This window comes from Bifidobacterium sp. UTBIF-78, from assembly GCF_006408945.1.
In the GTDB taxonomy this organism is placed as follows: domain Bacteria; phylum Actinomycetota; class Actinomycetes; order Actinomycetales; family Bifidobacteriaceae; genus Bifidobacterium; species Bifidobacterium myosotis.
In genome coordinates, this window is record NZ_JFAO01000006.1 from 57,229 (window position 1) to 80,623 (window position 23,395).

The window sequence follows — 23,395 nt, forward strand, 5'->3', positions numbered from 1 at the left end:
CTCCTCGATCGTTCTTGGGGTGTAGGGCAAAGTTTCCTATGCAGCGGCCCACCATCATTCGACGAGACGATACAGGCATCGATTCGTGCTGATGGCAAGAAACCGCCGTCACAACTCGTTGTGACCTGAGTCACAATATACCGAAGCGATTTTTGCCCTGCATTCGCACAATTCCAACGGCGTTTCATGTGTGATTATGGAATTTTTTTGTTTGCTTTTGTTCAATAAGCCTTATTTTTGAGGTGAAATACGGCTATTATGGTAACTATTGTTCGCTTTTTTGGTATATGAACAGCACTGCTGAGACGATCTGCCCGCAACTTCTATAAAGTGATTTCCGTAAAGTATCGCATTCTTGCGCAATTATCTAAAACGTGTTTAGATAAGTAAGGTATTTCCCTATAAATGCAACGATAAAGACGGACGGCGAACCGATCGTCGCGTCCCCATCTCCGTTATCTTGCAGTATCCATGCCGATCAGCCAATGGAGGCACCGAAATGAAGGCACTGCCGCCCAGCGAAGTCAAGGCGCACAACCGTAGCGCCATCATCGCCTACCTCTACGCGCACCGGCACGTCACCAAACGGCAGCTGGCGGATGAACTCCAGCTCAGTCTTCCCACCGTCGCGCAAAACCTCCGTGAGCTGGAGGCCGAGCACATCATCGGCAGAGGCGACCTCCAGCAATCCACCGGCGGTCGCAAGGCGCAGTGCTACGAATTCAATCCCGACCACCGTACCGCCATCGGCGTCAGCATGGATGCCCACGAACTGCGGCTGCGCGCCGTGAATCTGCACGGCGGCGTGGTGGCACGGCTGAACAGCGTGGTCCCGTACCGCAACACCAACGTCTATTACCAGCGCATCGGCGGCATCATCGACAACTTCGCAGCCGATGTGGCGCGAAAGCACGGATCGGTACTGGGCGCGGCGTTTTCCATCCGCGGCGTCATCTCGCCCGATGGCGCGACGGTGACGTTCGGGCCCATCATGGGCAACACCGGCCTGACGCTGGACACGATGGGCCAGTCAGTACATCTGCCATGTCTGATGGTCCGGGACGCCGACGCCTCGGCCATGGCCGAACTGTGGTTCGACGCCACACTCCGCGACGCACTATGCGTCTACCTCGACCGCAGGCCGGGAGGCGCGGTCATCATTGGCGGAAGGCTCCATCAGGGGCCGAACCAATGCGACGGCGCAATCGAACATATGACACTGGTGCCGAACGGCCGCTCCTGCTACTGCGGGCGACGAGGGTGCATGGACGCCTACTGCTCACTGGAAACGTTGCCGGAGGATTACGAATCCATCCCCGGTTTCTTCAGCGTGCTCGAGCAGGGCGAGCGCCATCACCGTGAGCGCATGAACGAATGGCTCGACTACGTGGCGCAGGCCATCGCGAATGCACGTTCGGTCATCGCCGGCGACGTGATCATCGGAGGCGAAGCGGCGCCGATGCTCGAGGATGACGAGATCGCGGACCTCAAGGCCCGCGTGGCGCGCCGCAGCCCGTTCGGAACGGACCATTTCACGCTGCGCAGGAGCTACTGCGGCGAGGATCAAGACGCCATAGGCGCGGCGTTGCGGTTTGCGCAGCACTATCTTGACGGAATCAGGGGAATACGGGTCTCAGGCCCCACGTCTACAATGGGTGTATGAGAAATCCACCGTTGCATCGTTATGCCACCCGCCCAGGCTTCTACTTCACCGATGACGGTGGCGCAGACGTCGTAGTCCGTTCCGAAACCGCAGGTCAGGTCTGGCTATGCGTGCTGGAATCCATAGATCGGCCCAGCGCCTTCTTCCAGGACTCCATCCGACTATTCTCTGACCCCGGTTCCTCGTTCATCCGCCAGATTCACGAGTTTCCGGTCTGCACACGCATCATCGAGCATCTGTACCTGCGCGAGACCCTGTTCCGCATGACCGGACCGAACTACGGACTGTGGTACGTGCACCTGCCCAAAGCCTGGGACGGCATGCGCTACGGCTACCGCGTGGACGGGGCATGGGACCCCAAGCATGGCGTGCGGTTCAATCCCTACAAGTTCCTGCTCGACCCGTACGGCAAGGGTGTGGAGGGCTCGATGGAGCTCGATCCGGCCGCCTTCTCGTATGCCTGCGAGGTTCAGGACCGCAAGGTGATTGGCTCGGCCTACGGCGAGATGAGCACCGTGGACTCGCTGGGCCATGTGCCAGTGTCCGTGGCCATCGACGACCGTGATATTCACAAGCACGTAGGCGACCCCGACCATCCGCATGTGCCGTGGCGCAAAACCGTGATCTACGAGCTGCATGTCAAAGGCTTCACCGCCAATGCGCCCTGGCTGCCCGAGGAACTGCGTGGCACCTACGCCGGACTGGCTCACCCGATCACCCTCGCCTATCTGCAGAATCTGGGCGTCACATCCATAGAACTGCTGCCCATCCAGGCCAAACAGGACGAGCTGTTCCTGCAGGAGCACGGTCGGCACAATTACTGGGGGTATTCGACCCTGAGCTACTTCTCCCCCGAGCCTTCGTACGCCACCAAGGCGGCGCAGGCCAAAGGCGCCACCGCGGTGCGTCTCGAGGTCATCAACATGGTCCGCGCGCTGCACGAGGCCGGCTTCGAGGTGATCATGGATGTGGTGTACAACCACACCTGCGAAGGCGGCGTGGAAGGGCCGACCATGTGCTGGCGCGGACTGGACGATCTGGCCTACTACCGTCATCAGAAAGCCAATCCGGGGCGTCTGGAGGACACCACCGGCTGCGGCAACACGTTCGACTTCACCAACACGCATGTGGTCACGTTCGCCGTGGATTCGCTCAGGTATTGGGCCAAGCGCATCGGCATCGACGGTTTCCGCTTCGATCTGGGAGTCACGCTGGCACGCCTCAACGGCGAGTTCACCCAGCATCACCCGTTCCTGTACGCCTTGCGATCCGACCTGCTGCTCGGCAACCTGAAACTCATCATGGAGCCTTGGGATCTGGGCAATCTGGGTTGGCGCACCGGGCAATTCAGCATCCCGTTCGCCGAATGGAACGACCGTTTCCGTGACACGGCACGCACGTTCTGGCTGCAGGATGTGGACGGCAGCACGGACTTCGGCCGAACGAGCCTGCAGGAGATGGCCACGCGACTGTGCGGTTCGGCGGATCTGTTCGCCACCGATCCAGGCCGTGGAGCCACGGCGTCCATCAACTTCGTCACCTGCCATGACGGGTTCACGCTGACCGATCTGACCCGATACAACTCCAAGCACAACGAGGCCAACGGTGAGAACAACAACGACGGGTCCTCGGTGAACCATTCGGCCAACTTCGGCGTGGAGGGCGTGACCGACGCGCCGGAAATCATCGCAGCGCGCGAACAGGCCGCCATGAACCTGACCGGCATGCTGATGCTGTCGCTGGGCACGCCGATGATGCTTGCGGGCGACGAATTCCGCAATACGCAGGACGGCAACAACAACGCCTACTGCCAGGACAACGACATCACATGGATGAGCTGGGATTGGCTGTACTCGCCGCATAAGACGCGCGAGATGCGCCGACTGGAGACGGTCTCGCGTCTGGTCTCGCTGCGCAAGTCGCTTGATTTGTACCATCACGAGGACTTCTTCACACGTCTCACCCAGCTGGGCCTGTTGAAGCCGTCCGACCGCGTGAAGTGGTTCCTGCCGGACGGCACGCCCCCCAAGGAAAGCGACTGGTTCGATCTGGGCGTGCGCAGCTTCACCATGCGGCTGCTGTCCAACAGCGAGGTGGATGTGTGCATCGTGGTCAACGGCGTGGCCGAGGACCGACAGTTCCATCTGCCGTCGGACAGCAAGTGGACTCCCAAATGGTGTTCCGCGGAAATCAATGGACGCTGGCCGGCGCAAGGCGATCGGGCGGCGGAGAACGAGACGTCCGAGGATATCAGCGTGTGGATGCAGCATGTGCAGAACGCCGATGAGACGGTACGCCGACTCGCCGAACAGGCACGGACACAGGAGGAGACCGATCGTCGGCTTCGGGCCGGCTCTAATGCCAGTGCCAGTAACGGAGCCAGCTCCGATGATCGGGGTGATGCCAGTGCCATTCCCGACGATGTGCTCACCACCGAGTTCGGCGTGGTGTCGGCACACGGTGATGATGGCCAGCTTCCCAGCTTCCCTGTCTCCGAACCGGGTTCCGGTTCCGACGCCGTTCCCGGTTCCACCGCGGATGCGTATCAGGCGGCGAACGCGGGCAGCAATGCCAGCACTGATGCCGAATCCCTCGCCGAACACCGCACCATGCAGGTGACGGACGCGCTCCGTGCCGTTGGGCGCGCCGCTGCGGCAGCGGTCAGCGACGATGGAATCGGGCAGATGCCGGGCTTCCAGCGTTCCTCTGTGGATTCTGCTACGGATTCCGTTTCCGGGGCCGGTTCCAGTCTGTCGGGTGACGGGTCGGTCGCCCCCTCCGGAACGTCTGCCGCCGAAGCCGGCACGGGGACCGGTGCCCAGGCGAACGATGTCGGAACGGTCTGGACCATGCCTGCCCTCAGCATCACCCTGATGAAGCAGGTGTGACACTTCCGGGCTCTCAAATACCCTCAGATACAAGGAACCCCTCGCGGATAAGTCCACGAGGGGTTCCTTGTGCTCGGTAGAACGCAGTCGAAGCGAAATTAACGCTTGGAGAACTGCGGGGCGCGACGTGCCTTGTGCAGACCAGCCTTCTTGCGCTCCACGACGCGGGCGTCGCGGGTCAGGAAGCCAGCCTTCTTCAGGGCGGCGCGGTTGGCATCACGATCGATGGCGTTCAGCGCACGGGCCACGCCGAGGCGGATGGCGCCGGCCTGACCGGTGGTGCCACCACCGTCAACGAGGACGATAGCGTCGAACTTGCCTTCGAGCTTGAGCAGCACGATCGGGGAGTTGACCTCACGCTGCAGCAGCTTGGAGGGGAAGTACTCCTCCAGGGTGCGGCCGTTGATGGTCCACTTGCCAGAGCCCGGAACCAGACGAACGCGGGCGACAGCCTCCTTGCGGCGACCGGTGCCGTAGCCCGGCTCGATCGCGGAGGTGCCGGTGCCAGCGCCGGCGTTGGTTTCGGTGGTGTAGTTGGTGAGCTCCTCTTCGGTCTCGACAACCTGGGAGTCGTTGGTGTTTTCAGCCATGATTCTTATCTCCTCTCAGGTTTCACTTGGCCTGCTGCGAGACCTGAGCGATCTCGAAGACCTTGGGCTGCTGGGGGGTGTGCGGGTGCTCGGCGCCGCGGAAGACGCGGAGACGGTCGAGCTGGACCTTGGCCAGACGGTTCTTCGGCAGCATGCCCTTGACGGCGGCCTTGATGATGCGCTCGGGGTTCTTCTCGAGCAGCTCGGCGTAGGAATCACGGCGCAGGCCACCGGGGCGGCCGGAGTGCACGTAGAGTTCCTTGCCCATCTTGTTGCCGGTGAGAGCAATCTTGTCGGCGTTGATGACGATGACGTAATCGCCGAGATCAGCGTGCGGAGCGTAGGTCGGCTTGTTCTTGCCGCGCAGCAGGGTAGAAACCTGGGTGGCGAGACGGCCGAGCACGACGTCGGTGGCGTCGACGATGTACCAGTCGTGAGTCAGATCAGCTGGCTTCGGAGTGAAAGTTTTCACTGGATTACCTTTTCTATTCATTGTGTTCCGGGTTTTCAGCTGCTTGACGTGTGCTTGGTCACAGCGCGCATCCAAGAAGCATCGAACCTCTTTATCCGTGGGCTCCCTGAAAGTCCTCGGTGGCGAGTGGGAAAGCGCTTTGAAGGACCCCTTAGGGAAACACAACAATCCACTAGTATATCGCCGGGCTTGACATACGGCAAAGCGGCGTGGTGCGCCGAATTTCGCGATGCATCATCTCGGTACCGGTCATGGCCGCAACCACGACAGCCATACCCCGGCCGCTCACATCGACTTTGACTTGACTCGGCGCAAGAAACTCCCGCGAAAGCGTGCCACAAAAGCAGCGCCCGGATGTCCCTCGGACATTCCGGGCGCCCATGGTACTTGTCGGATGACCGTCAAACACCAATCAGTCCCGGCGACCATCACCCCGACACCGTCACCAGACGATGCACGGTTTCAGCTGTTGAAAATCTCGGCGAAGCGCTGGGCGCCGGGCGTGTCGAAGAGCGTTTCGAGCGGCACCACGTTGCCCTTGGCATCGGCCAGCGGGATACGCCAGTTCGGGTACTCGTTGTTGGTACCCGGCTGGTTCTGCGCGCGCTTCTCCCCCACCGCATCGGTGATGGAGGCGGCCAGCAGCTTGCACGGCGATCCCTTGAGCGCGCGGTACAGCGCATCGACGATCTCCGCCTCGTGCTGCTCACGATGCTCGGCGAATTCCGGATCAAGGTAGCCCTGCTCAACCAGCATGGCCAGCATGGCATCCTGCTCGGCCTTGGCGGATGCCTCGAATTCCTCGGCCGGACCGGTCAGCAGGCCCAGACGCTCACGAATCTTGACGTGCTCGAATTCGAGGTAGCCGGCTGCCGGCGGCAGGTCGTGCGTGTTGACGGACGCCAGCGCGTAGGGACGCCACTTGACCGGCGGACGGAACACGCCGTCACGCTGCTCGAACCATTCCACGGCGCAGCCCAGAATGCCATGGCTGGACAGCGAATCGGACACGTACTCGGGCACGACGCCCAGATCCTCGCCCACGACCACGCCATTCGCGCGGGAGGCCTCGATGGCCAGAATGCCGAGCATGATGTCGGAATCGTAGTAGACGTAGCCGCCGTCGGTGGCGGGGTGGTTCTCCGGAATCCACCACAGGCGGAACAGTCCGAGGATATGGTCGATGCGCACCGCACCGGCACGGGCGAACATGCCGTGCACCATGTTGCGGTATGTCGTGTAGCCGGTGGCCTCCAGATCGATGGGGCTCAGCGGCGGCTGGCTCCAATCCTGGCCCTGCTGGTTGAACATGTCCGGCGGGGCACCGACGGTAGCGCCCTTGGCGAAGCGCTCGGGATGCCACCATACATCGGCGCCGAGCGGATGCACGCCCACGGCCATGTCGGACATCACGCCGATGCGCATGCCGGCGTCCTTGGCCGCCTGCTGCGCCGCGGCGAGCTGATCGGCGGCGACCCATTCGAGCCAGCGATAGAAGTCCAGAGTGTCCGGGAACTGGGCCTTGAGGTCGGCGACCTCGGGGGACTCACGGTTGTACTTGCGCTCCCAGTTGTCCGGGTCCGCGGTGGGGGCTCCCCACTTGTCGTAGCACAGGCACCATGTGGCGTACGCCTCCAGATCGGAGCCGCAGGTCTGCTTGAACGACTCGAACGCCGCCTGACGTTCGGCGGAGCGGCCGGCCTTGAAGATGATCCACAGCGCATGCATCTTCGTGCGCCACATGGCATCGCGGTCGATGATCTGGGCATCGCCGTTGAGCGGCTCGGCGTCGGCGTGCAGTCCATCCACCTCGGCCTTGGCGTCTGCGGCGAGCGTGGCGTACTCCGGCAGCGACTCGGGGCGGATGTACGTGAAGTTGACCAGACGACGGCTCACCGGCAGGTACGGGGACGGCGTCAGCGGGGAGACGGGCTCGGCGGCATGCACCGGATTGATGAGCACGAAGTCGGCACCGGTCTTGCGCTTGGCGTCCACCAGCAAGTTCTTGAGGTCCTCGTAGTCGCCCACGCCCCAGGAACCACTGGAACGAATCGAATACAGCTGCGCCATCCAGCCCCACAGGCTGCCGCCCTTCATCGGATCAAGCAGTTCGATGTGGTCCGGGGCGCTGATCAGCGTGGCGTCCTGCACGCGGTCCGACACCCTGACGTGCAGCGTGTGATAGCCGACCGGAAGATCGGCGGGGATGATCAGGGCCGCGGTGGAGATGAACGTGCCGTCAAGGTCGTAGGCCTGGGAGCCATCCCCCGGGCCGACTTCGATGGCGCCCTCGTAAGGCTGGCCGTTCTCCAGCGTGATGGTTGCGGACGGCACGTCCAGAATGCCGGTATTGACGTAGACCTTGCCCTCCTTGCCCGCGATGTGCAGCACCGTGGGGGCGACCAGCCGGCTGTGACGCTGGTTCAGGATGCGACGGATGGCGGTCTCTTGTGCGGTTTCGCTGCTGGCATCGATGCCCAACGCAGCAAGCAGGGCTACCAGAACATCATCGGCGATCTCGTGGTAGTCGTGACTCATGCCCACATAGCTGGTTCCTATGCCGACCAATTTGGCCAACCGAATCAGCGGACGGGCCAGACGAACTTCACTCTCGGTACGCTCACTCATAGCCCCCAGTCTAACGCCGACCGGTTACGCCACACCGTATTGAAGGTAAAGCGACACGGCCAAATCAGTACGTTTCAGCGATGCGCCGCCCATATTGATGTCCGGATGACGAACACCGGGTAAACGGTCACGTAACCAGTCAGACGCCACCCGCTTGCCAGCCACTCGCCAGCCAAAGCGTCCGGCCGCGGTCACGCGCGGCGGCGACGCTCCACGGCGTGACGAACCTCCGCCGACGGGTCATCGGCAAGTTTGTCCAACATGGTCTCGGACACGTTGGGGTTGAGCGCCACGGCACGCCGCACCATCGAGGACAGCACCGCAGGGGCGCCCTCCTCGAGTTCGGTGCCGAGCGAGCCGAGAAAGTCAAGCGTTTCAGTATCCACCTCAGGGTTCTGCGCGCCCTCGAGGCGCATCTTCCAGCTGGTGCGCTTGTTTTTGAGCGCCGTATCCCTTACGGCGGGCACCGGGTCCTTGGTCAGGCGGCCCACCAGCCAGTTCTTGTCGTCCGTATTGGCGGCCACGGCTTCGCGCACGGCGGCCTCGGGGTCGGTGGAGAGCTTGACCAGCACGTTCGGGAACGGCATCGTGCTCGCCAGGAACACTCGATCCTCAACCGGGGTGTGCGGGTTACCGGCCACGGCCTCGAGCAGTGCGGTGGCTCGGGAGAACGCCGCCTGATCGGAACGGTCCGGCAACGGTCGGCGGGCGAATTCGGAGAGTTCCGCCGGGTCCGTGGAGTGGCGCAGACGCTCGTACGTGGCGGTCAGCGGTTCGAAATCGGCAGTGGACTCGGCGGAGCCGGAATCGGGCTCAGCCGCAGACGAGGCCTCATCGTTGGCGGACGCGGGCGTGCCGGACTGCGGTTCGGGAATCGGGGCGTCGGCGATGGGCGTGACGGCGGATTCGTTGGCGTTCTGGTCGGTCATGGTTCCAGCTTAATCGAGCGGTACGGGGATGTTGACCATATCCACCGGTTCCGGTGTGACGGCGGCGTTGAACGTCTCCCGCACCCGTTCCTCGAACCGTTCGGTCCGTTCGGCGGGCACCACGGCGGTCAGCCGGATGTCGGCCGCGTACTCCTCGGCCTCCTGCCGTCCATCGATCTGGGCGAGAATCTGCTGAAAACGGGCCAGTTGCGGGTAGTCGAGGCGGACGCGATAGCGGCGGGCGGTCATGATGCGCGCCACGCGCGCGGTTTTCATCGCCATCGACGCGGCGGACGAGTAGGCGCGGACCAGTCCGCCCGAGCCGAGCAGGATGCCGCCGAAATACCGGGTGACGGCGATGACGCAGTCGGTGGTACCAGATTGCTTAAGCACGTCGAGAATCGGCTTGCCTGCAGTACCGGAAGGCTCGCCGTCATCGCTCATGCGTTCGGACAGGCGTCCATCGGCACCGCCGCACACGGCTGCGTACGCCACATGACGGGCCTTGGGATGCCGCTCACGGATGGCGGCGACGAATGCGAGCGCCTCGTCGAGCGTATCGACGTGGGCCGCGTCGCCGATGAATTCGGATTTCTTTTCGACCAGCGAGTCATGGGCCGGCTGATCCGGCGTGTTGAGAATGGTTTGCATGTTGGGCTTCGTGAGTGGGTGTCCGGGGTGTCATGTGACGGGTGGACGGAGTATGCGGATGCTGGCTCGGGCTGACGGCTGTGAAGCGACGGCCGGTGCGCCGGCGGGACGGGATGGGCGGAACGCAGTGGGTCAGTGTTCGGAGACCACGACGTTGAGATCGTCGCCGGCGAAATAGGCGCCGATGCAGGCGACCATCTGACGGGTGAGCTCACGGAACGCACCGTCGGTGCGCCAGCCGACATGCGGGGTGAGCACGATGCCGGGGATACGGCGGAGCGGGTCGTCGGCGGGCAGCGGCTCATGGTCGTAGACGTCAAGGGCGGCCGGGATATCGCCCTGCTCAAGGCGGGCGAGCAGTGCGCCGGGGGCGATGACCTCGGCGCGGGCCGTGTTGATGAACAGCGTGCCCGGTTTGAGATGCGCGAGGTTGTCGGCCGTGATCAGGCCGCGCGTGGCCCCGTCGATGAGCGGCAGGTGGACGGAGACGACATCCGAGCCGGCGATGAGTTCGTCGAGGTCGTCGATGGGCGTGGCCCCGCTTTCGGCGAACCGCTCGGCGGGCGTGTGGCCGGTCCTCCATGCCGCGACATCCATGCCGAAGGCGCGGGCGATGCGGGCGACGGTCGAGCCGATGCCGCCAAGGCCGATGATGCCCAGCCGACGGCCGGCGAGTTGGAGGCCGTCCATGTGGGGGCCGGCCCAGCCTCCCTCCTTGATGCCGTGATCGAGTTCGCCGACGCGGCGCACCAGCTCGAGCAACAATGCAAACGTATGCTCGGCAACCGCGTTGTCGCCGTAATGGACGGCATTGCAGATGCGTACGCCAAGCTCGCGCGCGAGGGCGAGGTTGATGTAGCTGGCCACGCCGGTGCCGGAGAAGACGATGCAGCGCACCTCGCCGCCCTCGCCGCCGCGCACGCCACCGGACAGACGTCGCAGCAGATTGTCGGACAGGTGCGGGCCGCCGTTGATCATGACGGTCGCGCCGGCGGTGCGCTCGGCTATGAGATCCTCATCCTCGGTGAAGTCCTGATACAGCCGCACGCGCGCCACGTCCTTGAGTGCGGGGAGTTGCGCCTTGAGCGGTCCGATCATCGAGTCGAATACCGCGGGCATCACCACCAGCGGCAGATCCGTGCGCTCGGGCTGGGTTTCGTAGATCTCGGTCATGCCCACCACATTAGGCGTGCGGCGGGAGAAACGAGAAGCCACCTCGACTCGGTGACTGCGCCGTCACCGTCACGGCGCGAAGTTGCCGACGCCATCGATGGTCACTTCGTGCCGGACGAGGCCGTCTGCTCCTGGGTGATGTTCCATTCGCGCACCACGTTCTGGTCGGCGCCCATGGAGTAGATGACGTTCCAGATGCGCTGCCGTATCTGGGCGTCGTACGCCTCGTCCCAACAGACGCCTATGGGATGGTCGCTGGATATCGGGCACCATTGGTAGTTGCCCTGATGCACGTTGGCCGTGGGCACCCAATCGATGCGGTTCACGCGCCAGGAGCCTTTGACGCCCTTCTTGCCGGCGAATTGGATGCGTGCCGTGACGCCCTGGTTGTTGACCAGCGTATCGGGCGTGTTGGCGGATTCGGTCACCGCATTGCCAAGTCCATAGATGATCCAGGTGTTGTTGTAGTGCTCGATGGGCTGCGCACAGTGGCATCCGGCACCGTAGATGACGTCGAACGCACCGGTGTCGGCCAGTTCGTGGGCTTCGGAGATCTGCCAGGAATCGGCGTAATCGAGGTATTCCTGCACCGAGTGCATGGCGATGGCCACGACGTCGGCACCTTGTTCGCGCGCCTTGTTGGCCTTGTCCACCGCGCGCTGGATGTCCGAGTCATGGTTCGGATCGCCGTCCTCGCGCAGACGGTCCACCTGCCAGTCGTAGTCGGCGGTCATGCCGTTGAGGGAGACCGTTCCGGTCACCAGTCCCAGTTTGCCGCCGCCGGTGGGTGAATCGATGACCAGCGGTTTGGTGGAGTCGGCTTCGGTCTTATACGAACCGGTCTGCGCGATGCCGTCCGCCTCAAGCGTGTCCCACAGGCGCGCGATGCCATCCGAGCCCTGGTCCCACGAGTGGTTGGTGGCGTGCGTGCAGGCGTTGTATCCCACGCGCTTGGCGGCGTCGGCCACTTCCGGGGGAATGTTGAAGATCGGGTAGGCGGCGTAGGGACCGCCGCGCTGTGCGATGGGCGTCTCGAATTCGCATACGGCGATGTCCGAGGCTTGGATGTACTGCTTCATCGGCTCGAACAACGGGTCGAAGTTGAATGCCGTGCCATCCGTGGCATTGGGGTTGGGGCCCTGGAAGTGGCTCCACAGCCCTTCATGGAAGAGCAGGTCGCCGTTGACGAGCAGGGCGATGCAGTCGGTATCAGGGCAGTCCGGGGAGTTGCCGTGATGCTCGGCGACCGGCTTGGGGGTCGCCTTCGGCTTGTCGATCGCAGTCTGCGAGGCTGCGGTGTGGCCTGCGTCTGAGTCGGTGCCGGCTTTGGAGTCGCCATGGGTGGCGAGCCAGACGCCGACGCCCAATGCCGCCGCGAGCGCGATCACGAATACCGCGATCACGGCCACGATGCCCGTATGCGCTCGTGCGTATGGCTGCGGACCGCCCGCGCGATGCTGCCCGCGTCCTCTGATATGGCTCATAGCCCTGCCCCTTCGCCTGATCCGTCGGATTCCATCCGTTGCGTCCGGTACCGGCCGTTACCGGCCGCTACCGGCCAGTACCGGTCGCGATGCATCCGATGGTCACTCCTGTCTCTCTGATATGTAGACTACCGCTGGGTATTGCCGTTGGCGACGGTCTTGTCTTGTCGGCGACGCGACGATTGGTCATCGAATCGTCGGCCGGGACAATCGCCGGAACCGTCGAATTACGGGGGCACCCCAAATAGGCGTCCTGCACTCGGAACCAATGGAACATGCACGGCATACGACTTATACGACGCAGTACATCGATGTATCGCATACGCAACGCGATTCGTGGTTTCGCTGCCGCGTTATCGACGTGCCGTTGGCACGATACCGCTAGAATGGCTGACTGGAGGCGGACGGACAATGGCGTACCTCCGGCTCCGCTACACGTCGAACGGCGGTGTGACGCTTCGGCGGTAGCGGAGGAGCCGTCCGCTTAATAGCACTTCAAATCAATCCCCGTTGATTGCGCACCCCCGTCATCATTGGCACGGGGCGAGTTTTCCGGGGCATCATTGCTGCCGCGCATTGTCGCCACCGTGATGCGCGATGGCGACAATGCGCGCGACGTCCTCAGCCGAGATCAGCGAACTGGCACATCCAGCGGGAGCCAATGAATTTGAACCGCAGATTGACGCGGATGTCCTCCTGCCCGATGGTCATGAACACGGCCATTTCCAGCGTCTCCTGACTGATGATCATACCGTCCACCAACGTGGGCACGGTAGGAAGATAGCAGAACCGGGCCTTGGTCTCGGGATGCGTGATCATGTGCGCATCCAGCAGATATTGCATGGTACGCAGGCGTTCGAGACACGGCTGGGTCATGGCGCGCTGCAGCCGGTCCACACTCAGCTTGCCACGGACCGCGTCGGTGGATGTGCATGCGATGCGGCACGCCGCCAAGGCCATCGCATGGCATTCCTGCGCATTGAGACCGCCGACGAACGTGGGCTGGATGTGATATCGGACGGGACGATCGGACAGTTCCACGACGATGAAGCCGTCGTAGCCGGGTAATGGGTCATAACGGCGGTAGTTGAATACGAAATATTCCATGGCGGTGAATCCCCCTTGATCTTCAGGTATGATTCATCCCCCTCGCGCGAACCATACCCCCTAACAACAACATGAACGGTCCGCCAAGTCAAACGTCCCAGCGCGCCGAGTTGCTCGCGGCCACGCCGGTTTCCGGTCGCGGACCTCCTGTCACCTTCCGAATCGATGACCGGTAACGGCGCTGGCCCAGGGAATTCCCGGTTCACGTACCGGATATCCTACCGATAATGTCATGTGCGGAAGCGATTTGCAGACCGCCGGCCCCTCTGGCCGAAGATGCCCAAAAACATTGGAACGGCGCCGTTCTCCGCGCAAAACAAAAGGGTTCCGAGCTTTCACCCGGAACCCTAGTCGGCGGAGTCAGAGGGATTCGACACCGACATGCCGTGAGGCATTGGAAACATTGGCTTCATGTCATTCGGCGAAAACCCGTTTCCACCTTATTTACCACCTAACACGCCGAAAACGATGTTCAATCGTGCGTCGCCATGCACCCATGATAAGCCATTGCCACCTCGTCGCACCCCGTGGGGAGAGTACCCGGGGTATCCGTGGCGGCCGCTGCGACTCTGGCGCTGCCGCCGGATGATATGACGGGCCATTGTGGGAAAAACGTTCGCGCTCGCCGGCGTGCCACACACGTCGGGCGAACGGCGTGGCTCCGGCTGTCGCCTACAGGCCGAACCGGCTCCAGTCCTCCACAAGCCGATACCGGGTCGCATCGAACGCGAACCGATCCGATACGCCGTCTCGTTCCACGATCTCGTCAGCCCCGACAGCACTCGCCGACGTGCAAGCCATACCCCTATTCGGTCGATCATGAGGGCCGATGGTACGGCGACGCCCCACCTCCGTCAGATCGTCCGAATACTCCACGATGGTGAACCGCGCCAACGGCAGCGGCGCCGCCCTTCCATGCGCATCGCGCCAACGACGACGACAACGCCCGCAGCAGAACACGGCGCGCGCCGAACGCACCGGGCGCCAACGCCGGCACCACGGGCACCACAGAAAACGAACAACGATCATCCGGCATCCTCCCATCGCGTGCGGCAGCAGCAAAAGGCGCCCCCGGGGAGGGTGCCCCCGGGTCCGCTCGCCGGCCGCATGGGGTCTGGTTTCTCGCGCAAATGCCGTCCGGGCGGATGTTTTGAAAAGGCGTTACAGCCTCGATGTCGGTCACGACTCCATCCGCCCTGCGCGGGCGTGACGTTTCGTACACGTGCCGATTCGTGAAGCATTCGCGGGCGGAACCATTGTCCGAGCGGCCATCGCGAATGGCGGGGAGGGAGTCCTCCACCCACCCATATGGAGACGACGGCGAACTAGCGGTTCTCGATCCATTCGGCGGCGTCGGCGCAGTCGTTCAGCCAAGGGGTAAGGCTTCGTTCGCACTGTCGCGTGATCCGTGCGAGCTCGTCGGAGCCGCACAGGTCGAACACGCTCGCAGGTTCGATGGAGGCGATTGTCTTGGACATCGCGCCTTCGTCTCCGTCAGCAGCGGTCAGACCTGCCGTGAATTTCATTTCGAGCGGCTGGAAGGTGGACGCGAACAGCAGGCGCACGCCTCCCAGCGCGTAGGACGTGAAGCCGGGCGAATGCCGGGCGAACAGCGGGCGGTCACAATCGCCGTCGGACGTGTATTCCGGGCGTACGAGGTCCAGCGGCGGCTTGATCCCCGGATTATCGGTCTCGAAACGCTGGACGACGACGATGAGGTCCGTGAGCCATGTCAGCAGCGTGGGGGTCGTCTTCGCGAGCTCCCGGAGGCGGGCGGAGTACAGGGTGCCGGATTCCGGCATGGGGTCGCACATGCCGGCGAGCGTGCATGACAGTTGCTTGCGGTCGTCGTCCATCTCGATGAGGAACATCATGCCCCATTCGGGAAGGTCGCTCTTGAACACGGTTTTGGGGTTGTCGGCTCCCGAGAAGAACTCACAGTTCCAATCGACGTATCCGGGGATGTGCCTGTAGTCCGTAGTCGTGTTGTCGTTGTTGCTCATGATTTAGTCCTTTCGCTGAGGGTTGGCGAGCGCGACTGGAGCATCGTGTGATGCCGGTTCGTGCTCGCCGGCGATTGTCTAGCTCTAGACCGCTAGACATGTTGGAATTATTGGGTTTCGGGGGTCTAGACAGTTTTCTAGACTTCTAGACTCCCGTGGTGTCTAGAACTAGACAGCCGGTTTGTCTAGCGTCGGTTTCCCCTTGCGGGAGTAAGTGTCTAGTGGTCTAGTGTCTAGAATCCGGTGTCTGCGCCTGTGAGGGTGATATGGCCCATATCTGTGAGCCGGCCCTTTCTTCGGTCGTGCCGATGCGGTCCGCCTCGTGCATGCGTTCTATCGTGGCGTAGCAGTCGGCGGCGGGTATGCCTGTCCTCTTCTGCACTACGTAGCCCTTGAGTCCTTCGTGGCCCTTGTCGTACCTGCCGAACACGGTGCATATGCGTGCCTCGTATCGTCGGAAGTCGCGCTCGGCCTTCTCCCGGTCGGCCTGCTCCCGCGCCTCGTCGCGGGCGGTGAACTCGTCGGCGAGCGCGTCGCGTCGTTTTCCGCGCATCGTCTCGCGGCCGGATCGGATGCATTGCTCGCGGAACTCTCGGGATCGTTTGACGATATACTTTGCGCGCGCCCAATCATCCTCGCTCACGGTGAACTCGGCTCCGGGCCGTTGCTCCATGATGGCGAGCAGGCCGGCCGTCTTAATTGTCAGGAACAGGCTATGGCCGTCAAGCCCGGCCGGTCGTGTACCGTGCAATCGGTTCACGGCGTCCTCGTCCACCTCGTCCGCAACGCAGTCCGGATAGTCCAGAACCCGGATTGGGTACGCCGGCGATCCATTTTCGTTGAGATCCTTCCAGTAGCTGCCGGCCTGATACAGGGCGTTAAGTTCCATATCGGTCGGCTGGACCGCTTTCAGTTTGGCCGGATCGAATCCGAACGTGCTCTCAGGTGCCGGGGGTTTGTGGCCTTTGGGCGGCGCGTCGGGGTCGCGGGTGTTAGCCCACGCAATCCGCTGTGGCAAGCCGGTGACATCCTCGCGCGTCAGGATGTCGCTGTTGCCGGGCTGGACTCCCGTGATGAGCCCGAGGCGGTACCCGTAGGCCACGGCGCGCAGCCGCTTGGCCTCGCTGACATTCTGTCCTCCTAGATTTTCGCCCGACCATGCCGATGTAAGCGTGCCGAGCAACGTGCTGCCGGATCGCCCGATTGCGGCGCCCAGCGACGTCACCTCGGCCACGTCGAGCAGGGCGCGACAATTGACGCATTTGAGGGTCGTGCCGGCGTCCCGCTTGTCGTCGTCCTTGTCCGGCATCAGATCGCGCCGGGCGAAAAGCGTGGTGAGTCCCTCGCCAGAAACCGGGGTCGTTGTCTCGGCTCCCAAATCGTCCCTGACGAGTTTTTCGGCAGTGCTCACTGCGGTGCCCTTGCCGTCCGACGACATGCCGACGAGGGCAACGAAATAGTTCAGGCTTCCATACCGGCTGCCCACAAACGCGGGGATGACCACATTGGGCGGCGTCACCACCGAAACGCGTGTCAGCGTCGCCTGAAGCACGGCCCATACGCCCGCCCTTTCATGGCGCGCCGAGTCACGGATGAATTGAACTCGCCCCGATGATGTCCAAAACTCATCGTCGTTTTTGAACGTCAGCATGGAATTCCTCCGGTCATCGCTTTCGCGTAGTCGTCGGCGAGCGCGTGCGCCGCATCGGCCCACACGCCACATGCCGCTTCGCCAACCTGCACGATGGGCAGAACGGCGCGCGCGGCGTCGGCGGGGAATCCGGCCGGGAATTTGGGGCGGACCGCTGTGACTTCACCGTGGCATTCACCCAAGCACAATTCAATGCGTCCGCGCCGGTCCTCGAAAAGTCGTCTCACATAATCACGCTCGGCCGAGTAAGCGAGCACGCGGCAGTCGTCGAAACTGGACGTGACAGGCGGTAAGGGAATGCGTCCGACTCCCGGATGTGCGGTGGCGGCGAGCGCGACGGCAGTGGAAGGCCGTGCAAGCCGGATCGCGGCGGACGTAACCATCGCGTCTCCGGCAAGGGCGGGCAGCGTGGCGCCCTGCGGCAGCCACGTTGTTGCAGCCCACAGGACGCTTCTGCGTACAATCAAGCCGCCGGCGGGATAGCAGACGCCGGAGAGCAGTTCGGCGGCCGCGTCCATCACGTTGATCAAAGTATTTGGACGTTCATCGGAGATGCGGGGGAGGAACACGTGCGCTGCGTTAGGGTCGGCTGCCGGCGCGCTCGCCGGCTTGATGTTCTTATGCGTGGCGGTCATTGCGCCGCCTCCAGTCCCAGCTCGCCGAGTGCGGAAACAAGCGCCTCCGTTGCGCCAAGCTGCGCGTCGGTCACGTCGAAGGCAATCGCATAGTCTTCGCCGTCCGGTCCGACGAGCGGGTGTCGGTAGATGACGCGCCCGCGATTGCGCGCGTCCTCGATCTCGTCGCCGCGAAGCGGCTGGACACCGTTGACGAAGCACCAGCCGAACAACAGGCCGACGGCGAGTTCCTGATCGTCCGCGAACTTCAACGGCTTGGCCGGCATGGCATCATCCGAAGTTCCGTAAATCTGGGTCATGCGGTCACGCCTCCGCAAACTCTCGGAGGCTCTTGGACGTGACCAAGATTCGTGACCCGATCTTGCGCGCCTTCAGCTTGTTCTCGCGCACCAGCTTGCGCACCGTGCGCGGGTCGCGCAGTCCGAGATACGCTGCAGCCTGACTCAAACTGACGAGACCGACTCGCGTGACATCCGCCTCGGTTTTCGGCGTTTCGGGCACACGTGGACTACTGTTCATGATGAACCTACCTTTCCAAATCTGTCGGGCAGTTGCTCGACTCAGGTTCTCGGACGTCCGGTGTTGCCGCATCGGGCGTCCTTTCGTTTTGTTTTCACGTCTTGTCGCGCGGTGTTGCCGCACCGCTCGACAAGACATGTCCCACGCTACACACCGCGATGCGTTGCATGCCGCGTTGCAGCACCTCGCGGCGCAGGTGGAATGTGGATAACTTTTCCAACCGCCCCGAAAAATGAACATTTTACGTGTTCGATTTCGTGGCGGTATCGGACCTTCTAGGAACTGTCCGTACCCCAATAGCCCCTAAACACGTGGCGAACACATGTTCGACGGCACTCAGATTCGGATGTGGATAAGACGCGCGCGAATATCCGAAAACCATTCCGCGCACGGCGTGTCGCAATAACGCGACGCGCACCCACCACACGCGGACTCACAGCAGCGCCTCCAGTGTCACGGCGCGGATCGCATCCGGCAAAGCGGCGACGATAGCCGCACGCTTCGTGGTATCCAGCTCGCGCAGCACTGTCACACGCGCATCTAATGACAACCCAGCACTGGCGCCGGCGAGCGCGGCAGCATCGTTGTCATCGGCATCCCGTCCCGGCCCGTCGGCCGTGGCGTCCGATCCGGCAGCGCTCGCCGACGTGCCGGCCTGCCCGGTCTCGTAGTCGTTCATCCTTGCCATAACATCGTTCATGTGGCCCTCTCCGGTGACCTGATAGCGTGAGGCGACTTCCATGCTCACGTGCCGGCCCTGCCGCATGATCTCGGGTACAGTGGCGCCCATTTCGGCCATGCGGCTAAGGCAGTCCTTACGTAGGTCGTGCGGGCGCATCGTCTCCAGTCCCGGTACCTTGAGGCGGGCGTCTGCGAATTGATTCCTGTAGTTTTGCGGGCTTAGCATTCTGCCGGTCCGCTTGGAGGTGAATAGCGGCGCATCAGGGTCCGTGATCCCGTGGGAGTCGATCCAGTCGGCGAGCGCGTCGGCGAGCGCCTGCGTCATGGGCACGTCCGCTACGCTTGAAACGGTCTTGGGCGTGGTGATAACCGTCTCGTACCTGCCGGTCTTCGCGTTCCTGACGCGCTGGACCTGTTGCCGCACATGTATTTTCATCCCTTTGATGTCGATGTGCTTGAGGCAAAGGCCCAGCGCCTCGCCCTCGCGCAGGCCGGTACTGTCGCAGACGCGCGCCACCATCCGAACGTATTCGGGCAGTGCGTCCAGTAGGGCGTCGAGCTGATCGCGGGTGGGGCGTACCGGCGTATGCTTCACGGGCGGCTTGCCTACCCTGATGCGGCACGGGGATATGGGTATGAGCGTGTGGCCCTCGTTGTCGATGGGTTCCGTGGCGGCGCTTCTCAACATGGTCTGGAGATGACGGTACACGTGCGCCCTGCGGTTGCTCAGGTCCGCGTCGGGCCGGGCTGTGGTGAACGAGTCGAACCAATCCTGCACGTCCTTCGGCGTGATGTCCACTAACGCCATGTCACCGAAATACGGCAGCAAGTACAGGTCAAGCGACTCCCGGATTTTTTGCCTGCTCGTTTCTTTCAGGTCCGAGCCGTCCGTCTTCTTGCGGTGTTCCACCCAGTCGGTGGCGAACTCGCGGAACGTGATCCCCGCGCGCTTCTCCTTGGCTTGCTTCAGCTTCTCAGGCATCCACGTGCCGGCATGCACGGCCCTAAGACTCTCGTTCAGCCACGCCTCGCCATCCAATGTGCGATCCAGCGGGAACAGCTTGGAGGTGCGTTCAGGCAGTCTCAGGTCTGGCCACTTGCTGAAAGCCCACAGCGGCGTTACGAACGAGTACTCCATATACTCGTACGTCTTGCCGTTGCGCCTCACGTGCTTCGCGGTGCGCTTGCCTTCGCTTGCTCGTTGTCTCTTGCGTGGACGCGCCATGATCGACCTCCAAACCCCTAGGGTGGGAAACGGTTTGCACCCCGTTTCATTTACCTCCTTAATTACCACCCCCCGTGTGCAAAAACATGCGTCGTCATGCACCTCCACGACAACCGCCGGCGAGCGCTGGAAAGCCTTGAAACCGTTGAAATACCGCCGTTTCCAGCATGAAAAAAAGGGATTCACGGTTTCCCGTGAACCCCTTGATCGCGGAGTCAGAGGGATTCGAACCCTCGAGCCGCGGAAAGCGACTAACACCTTAGCAGGGTGCCCCTATCGGCCACTCAGGCATGACTCCTTGTTGCATTCAAGCGCAACAGCAAGATACTGTATCACACTTTGCGGATATGACGCGCCCTGAACACCGACATCGGTCAAATTGATGTCGACGCAAGCCGTCGCACACGCCGGCGCAACGGCGACATTCCATATCCATCAGGCAGACATATGCCTACTTGGCAGGCGCCGCGTCACCGGAGAAGGTGATGATGACCGCGCAAATCACCAAAGCCACGCCGATAATCTCGCCGATGTTCGGAATCTCACCGAACGCCAATCCCACAGCCACCGCCATGGCGGGATTGATGGACTGCATCACCGAGAACGCGCCGGACGTGGTGCGGCGCAGGGTGATCTGTTCGATCACATAGGGAATGAACGACGCCATCAGGGAAATCACGAACAGCAACGCCAGCAGCTTCAGCGAACCGCCGGGCTCGAGGGCCCATGTGGCTGTGGATTTGGGGTGAATCACATGGCTCACGGCCGGTACGGCGAGGAACAGCGATTGCACGACCCAACCGATGGTCACCGCGATGCACAGATTGTCCAGCGAATTGCCGCCGGATGCCACGCGACGCCCGGTCACGATGTACACGCCCCACATCGATCCGCCGATGAGAATGGCGATCAGACCCACCGCAAACGTGCCATTGCCGGACGGATTGGCCAGGGAGACGCCGGCAAGCAGCACCACGCCGACCGCCGCGATACCGATGCCCAGTCGTTCGCGCCAGCTGCGACCGGTGATGACCGCCACGGACAGCGGTCCCATGAATTCGATAGCGACGGCGATGCCCATGTCCATATTGCTGATGGCCACGTAGAACATCGTGTTCATGAGCACCAACGAACATCCGAGCAGTACGACGAGCCCCCACGACCGGGCGCTACGGTGGAACAGTCGTCCACGCTTGGCGGCGCTCCACGGCCGCCGCCATGCAAGCAGCAGTAACACCATGAATCCCACGCGATACCACACCGAATACAACGGATCGAGCTGGGTGAACGCCAGCTTGGCGATGGCCGTGGCGAGGTAGATCACCAACGCCTCACCGATCACGATGAGCACTACGGGGACACGGTTGAGGAGATCGATAACTGCCTTCTTCATGCGCCTCACGCTACTCGGGACATCGGGACAGCGTCCCGCAAACGTGGAACAAGCCGGAATATGGACATGGGCGCGAGACGGAAACACGGGATGCGGACGCGGGGCATAATCGTGGGCATCGGACGTGAGCGTGGATACTGGGGACACAGGTTTGCGATGCGGGTGCAGGCTACGGGTTTGGATGGGATATGCATGCGAACCAGACGCATGATCATAGGACGCGAGCCGAGTCCGACGCCGAGCAATCGACGGAAAGCGCCCGCACTCCCGCCTGAACATCGGGTTCCGACACTGGCCAACCAACGTCGTCAGCCACCATCGTTCGTCGCCATCGTTTGCCAACACCGGCCACCGACATCGCACCGAGGCGAGCCCGCCGATCATCATCCACCTTCTACAATGGAATCCATGAGCACCGCACCAAGACTGGCCGCCGCCAAGCGCAATTGGGGGCACGACGAAACCGGGTGCACGGTGCTGCACATCGACATGGACGCCTTCTACGCCTCCCTGGAGGTCGCCCGCCGACCGGAGCTCAAAGGCAAGCCGGTGATCATCGGCACCGGACCGCGAGCGGTGGTGTCCGCGGCAAGCTATGAGGCGCGTCGCTATGGCATCAATTCGGCGATGCCTGCCGCACGCGCGCACCAACTCTGCCCGAACGGCGTGTTCCTGCCGGTGGATATGCGCTACTACCGCATGATGTCGAGCCGCATCATGCACGAGGTGTTCCTGACCGTCACCGATCGATTCGAACAGGTGTCGGTGGATGAGGGCTATATGGACGTTTCCGGCGCCTTGCTGGCGTGGAACCGACCAAGCGACATCGGCGCCTGGGTGCGCCGTCAGGTGGCCGAACGGTTCCATGTGACCTGCTCGGTGGGCATCGCCTGCAACAAACTTGTGGCCAAGATGGCCTCCACCAACGCCAAACCGGACGGCATGCTGCTCATTCCGAAAGCCCGTTCAGCCGAATTCGTGCAGATGATGCCGTTGCGCGGCATTCCCGGTATCGGCCCATCGCTGGAGAAACGACTCAACGCATGGGGCGTGAATTCGGTGGCCGATTTGGCTCGGATGGACGAGACGACGCTGGCTCGGGCCACCGGTTCGACGGCGGCCGCCCACGGATTATGGATGGCCTCGCATGGCATCGACCCTCGCTCGGTCACGCCGATCCGGGAGGAGAAATCGATCGGTTCCGAACGCACGCTGCACACCGACACCCGCGACATGCGCGTGGTATGCAACCTGTTGCGCTCGGCATGCGACGAAGTGGCCAGCACCCTGCGGCGCAAGGGGCTGGTGGCCCGTACAGTGACCGTCAAACTGCGGTTCGCGGACCTGAGCTATCAGACCCGCTCTCTGACGATGGAACGACCGACCGACACCGCCGGCGTGCTGTACCCCGAATGCGTGCGGCAGCTGAAGATCATGCTCGGGATGCCGAGCGCAGCCGGGCCGGACGCCCTGCTGCCCAAGACGATACGACTGGCGGGCATGAGCGCGTCATCACTCAGCGAGGCCGCGGCCACCGCGGTGCAGCCGTCGCTGGACGACATGCTTGAGGAGGCCGCCGACGTGCAGGGGCGGACCTCACAGGCGCGACGGCACGACGCCGAAGCCGCGCTGGACGCGGTGCGGCGGAAGTTCGGGTCCAAGGCCGTCCAGTTCGGGGCGTGAGCCGCACGGCCACACCCCGT

The 23,395-nt window shown here is 62.9% G+C and carries 17 protein-coding genes, 1 tRNA gene and 1 pseudogene; 3 read left to right on the forward strand and 16 right to left on the reverse strand.

Annotation, left to right across the window (positions count from 1 at the left end; genetic code table 11):
- Positions 1 to 499: 499 nt before the first annotated feature.
- Together BG22_RS02120 and glgX are read left to right on the forward strand one after the other, a co-directional pair.
- Positions 500 to 1,663, forward strand: coding sequence for an ROK family transcriptional regulator (locus tag BG22_RS02120; protein ID WP_140492676.1), 1,164 nt, complete (start codon positions 500 to 502; stop codon positions 1,661 to 1,663).
- Positions 1,660 to 3,972 (forward strand): annotated as a pseudogene (glgX, locus tag BG22_RS02125) (glycogen debranching protein GlgX); the annotation flags it as partial. The gene BG22_RS02120 and the pseudogene glgX, both read left to right, overlap by 4 nt.
- A 677-nt stretch (positions 3,973 to 4,649) precedes the next feature.
- On the opposite strand, the gene rpsI reads toward glgX, so the two are convergent.
- The 16 genes from rpsI to BG22_RS02205 form a co-directional block, all read right to left on the reverse strand.
- Positions 4,650 to 5,141: a 30S ribosomal protein S9 gene (rpsI, locus tag BG22_RS02130; protein WP_094666719.1), complete on the reverse strand. Its 492-nt coding sequence runs from the start codon at positions 5,139 to 5,141 to the stop codon at positions 4,650 to 4,652.
- Between the two features lie 22 nt (positions 5,142 to 5,163).
- Entirely contained in the window at positions 5,164 to 5,613 is a 450-nt protein-coding gene (gene rplM / locus BG22_RS02135) for a 50S ribosomal protein L13 (RefSeq protein ID WP_140492679.1), read from the reverse strand.
- Positions 5,614 to 6,075: 462 nt separating this feature from the next.
- Entirely contained in the window at positions 6,076 to 8,241 is a 2,166-nt protein-coding gene (malQ, locus tag BG22_RS02140; RefSeq protein ID WP_140492684.1) for a 4-alpha-glucanotransferase, read from the reverse strand.
- A 191-nt stretch (positions 8,242 to 8,432) separates the two neighbouring features.
- On the reverse strand, positions 8,433 to 9,170 hold the full coding sequence (locus BG22_RS02145; RefSeq protein WP_258186167.1) for an AbrB family transcriptional regulator: 738 nt from the start codon (positions 9,168 to 9,170) through the stop codon (positions 8,433 to 8,435).
- A gap of 9 nt (positions 9,171 to 9,179) precedes the next feature.
- The gene (locus BG22_RS02150) at positions 9,180 to 9,821 is read right to left on the reverse strand and encodes a YigZ family protein (RefSeq protein WP_140492689.1); all 642 of its coding nucleotides are present in this window, start codon (positions 9,819 to 9,821) and stop codon (positions 9,180 to 9,182) included.
- Between the two features lie 132 nt (positions 9,822 to 9,953).
- Complete coding sequence (locus BG22_RS02155) at positions 9,954 to 10,994, reverse strand: NAD(P)-dependent oxidoreductase (protein ID WP_140492692.1); 1,041 nt, start codon at positions 10,992 to 10,994, stop codon at positions 9,954 to 9,956.
- Between the two features lie 101 nt (positions 10,995 to 11,095).
- Positions 11,096 to 12,478 carry a CapA family protein gene (locus tag BG22_RS02160; protein ID WP_140492695.1) on the reverse strand — a complete coding sequence of 461 codons (1,383 nt, stop codon included), beginning with the start codon at positions 12,476 to 12,478 and terminating at the stop codon, positions 11,096 to 11,098.
- Positions 12,479 to 13,099: 621 nt separating this feature from the next.
- A complete protein-coding gene (locus BG22_RS02165) occupies positions 13,100 to 13,585 on the reverse strand; it encodes a hypothetical protein (RefSeq protein ID WP_258186168.1) in 486 nt (161 codons plus the stop codon).
- Positions 13,586 to 14,910: 1,325 nt separating this feature from the next.
- A complete protein-coding gene (locus BG22_RS02170) occupies positions 14,911 to 15,588 on the reverse strand; it encodes a hypothetical protein (protein WP_140492698.1) in 678 nt (225 codons plus the stop codon).
- Between the two features lie 226 nt (positions 15,589 to 15,814).
- Positions 15,815 to 17,239 carry a hypothetical protein gene (locus BG22_RS02175; RefSeq protein ID WP_140492701.1) on the reverse strand — a complete coding sequence of 475 codons (1,425 nt, stop codon included), beginning with the start codon at positions 17,237 to 17,239 and terminating at the stop codon, positions 15,815 to 15,817.
- Entirely contained in the window at positions 17,233 to 17,874 is a 642-nt protein-coding gene (locus BG22_RS02180; protein WP_140492704.1) for a hypothetical protein, read from the reverse strand. The genes BG22_RS02175 and BG22_RS02180 overlap by 7 nt, the downstream gene beginning before the upstream one ends.
- Complete coding sequence (locus tag BG22_RS02185) at positions 17,871 to 18,173, reverse strand: hypothetical protein (RefSeq protein WP_140492707.1); 303 nt, start codon at positions 18,171 to 18,173, stop codon at positions 17,871 to 17,873. The genes BG22_RS02180 and BG22_RS02185 overlap by 4 nt, the downstream gene beginning before the upstream one ends.
- 4 nt (positions 18,174 to 18,177) lie before the next feature.
- Positions 18,178 to 18,393, reverse strand: a complete 216-nt coding sequence (locus tag BG22_RS10775) for a helix-turn-helix domain-containing protein (protein ID WP_181163339.1) — start codon at positions 18,391 to 18,393, stop codon at positions 18,178 to 18,180.
- 433 nt (positions 18,394 to 18,826) lie between these two features.
- A complete protein-coding gene (locus BG22_RS02195; RefSeq protein ID WP_140492714.1) occupies positions 18,827 to 20,299 on the reverse strand; it encodes a site-specific integrase in 1,473 nt (490 codons plus the stop codon).
- Between the two features lie 210 nt (positions 20,300 to 20,509).
- Positions 20,510 to 20,597, reverse strand: a tRNA-Ser gene (locus BG22_RS02200).
- Positions 20,598 to 20,750: 153 nt separating this feature from the next.
- On the reverse strand, positions 20,751 to 21,692 hold the full coding sequence (locus tag BG22_RS02205; protein ID WP_140492717.1) for a DMT family transporter: 942 nt from the start codon (positions 21,690 to 21,692) through the stop codon (positions 20,751 to 20,753).
- A gap of 408 nt (positions 21,693 to 22,100) precedes the next feature.
- Here BG22_RS02205 and dinB point away from each other — a divergent pair, with 408 nt between their 5' ends.
- Positions 22,101 to 23,375 carry a DNA polymerase IV gene (gene dinB / locus BG22_RS02210; RefSeq protein ID WP_140492720.1) on the forward strand — a complete coding sequence of 425 codons (1,275 nt, stop codon included), beginning with the start codon at positions 22,101 to 22,103 and terminating at the stop codon, positions 23,373 to 23,375.
- Positions 23,376 to 23,395 lie beyond the last annotated feature (20 nt).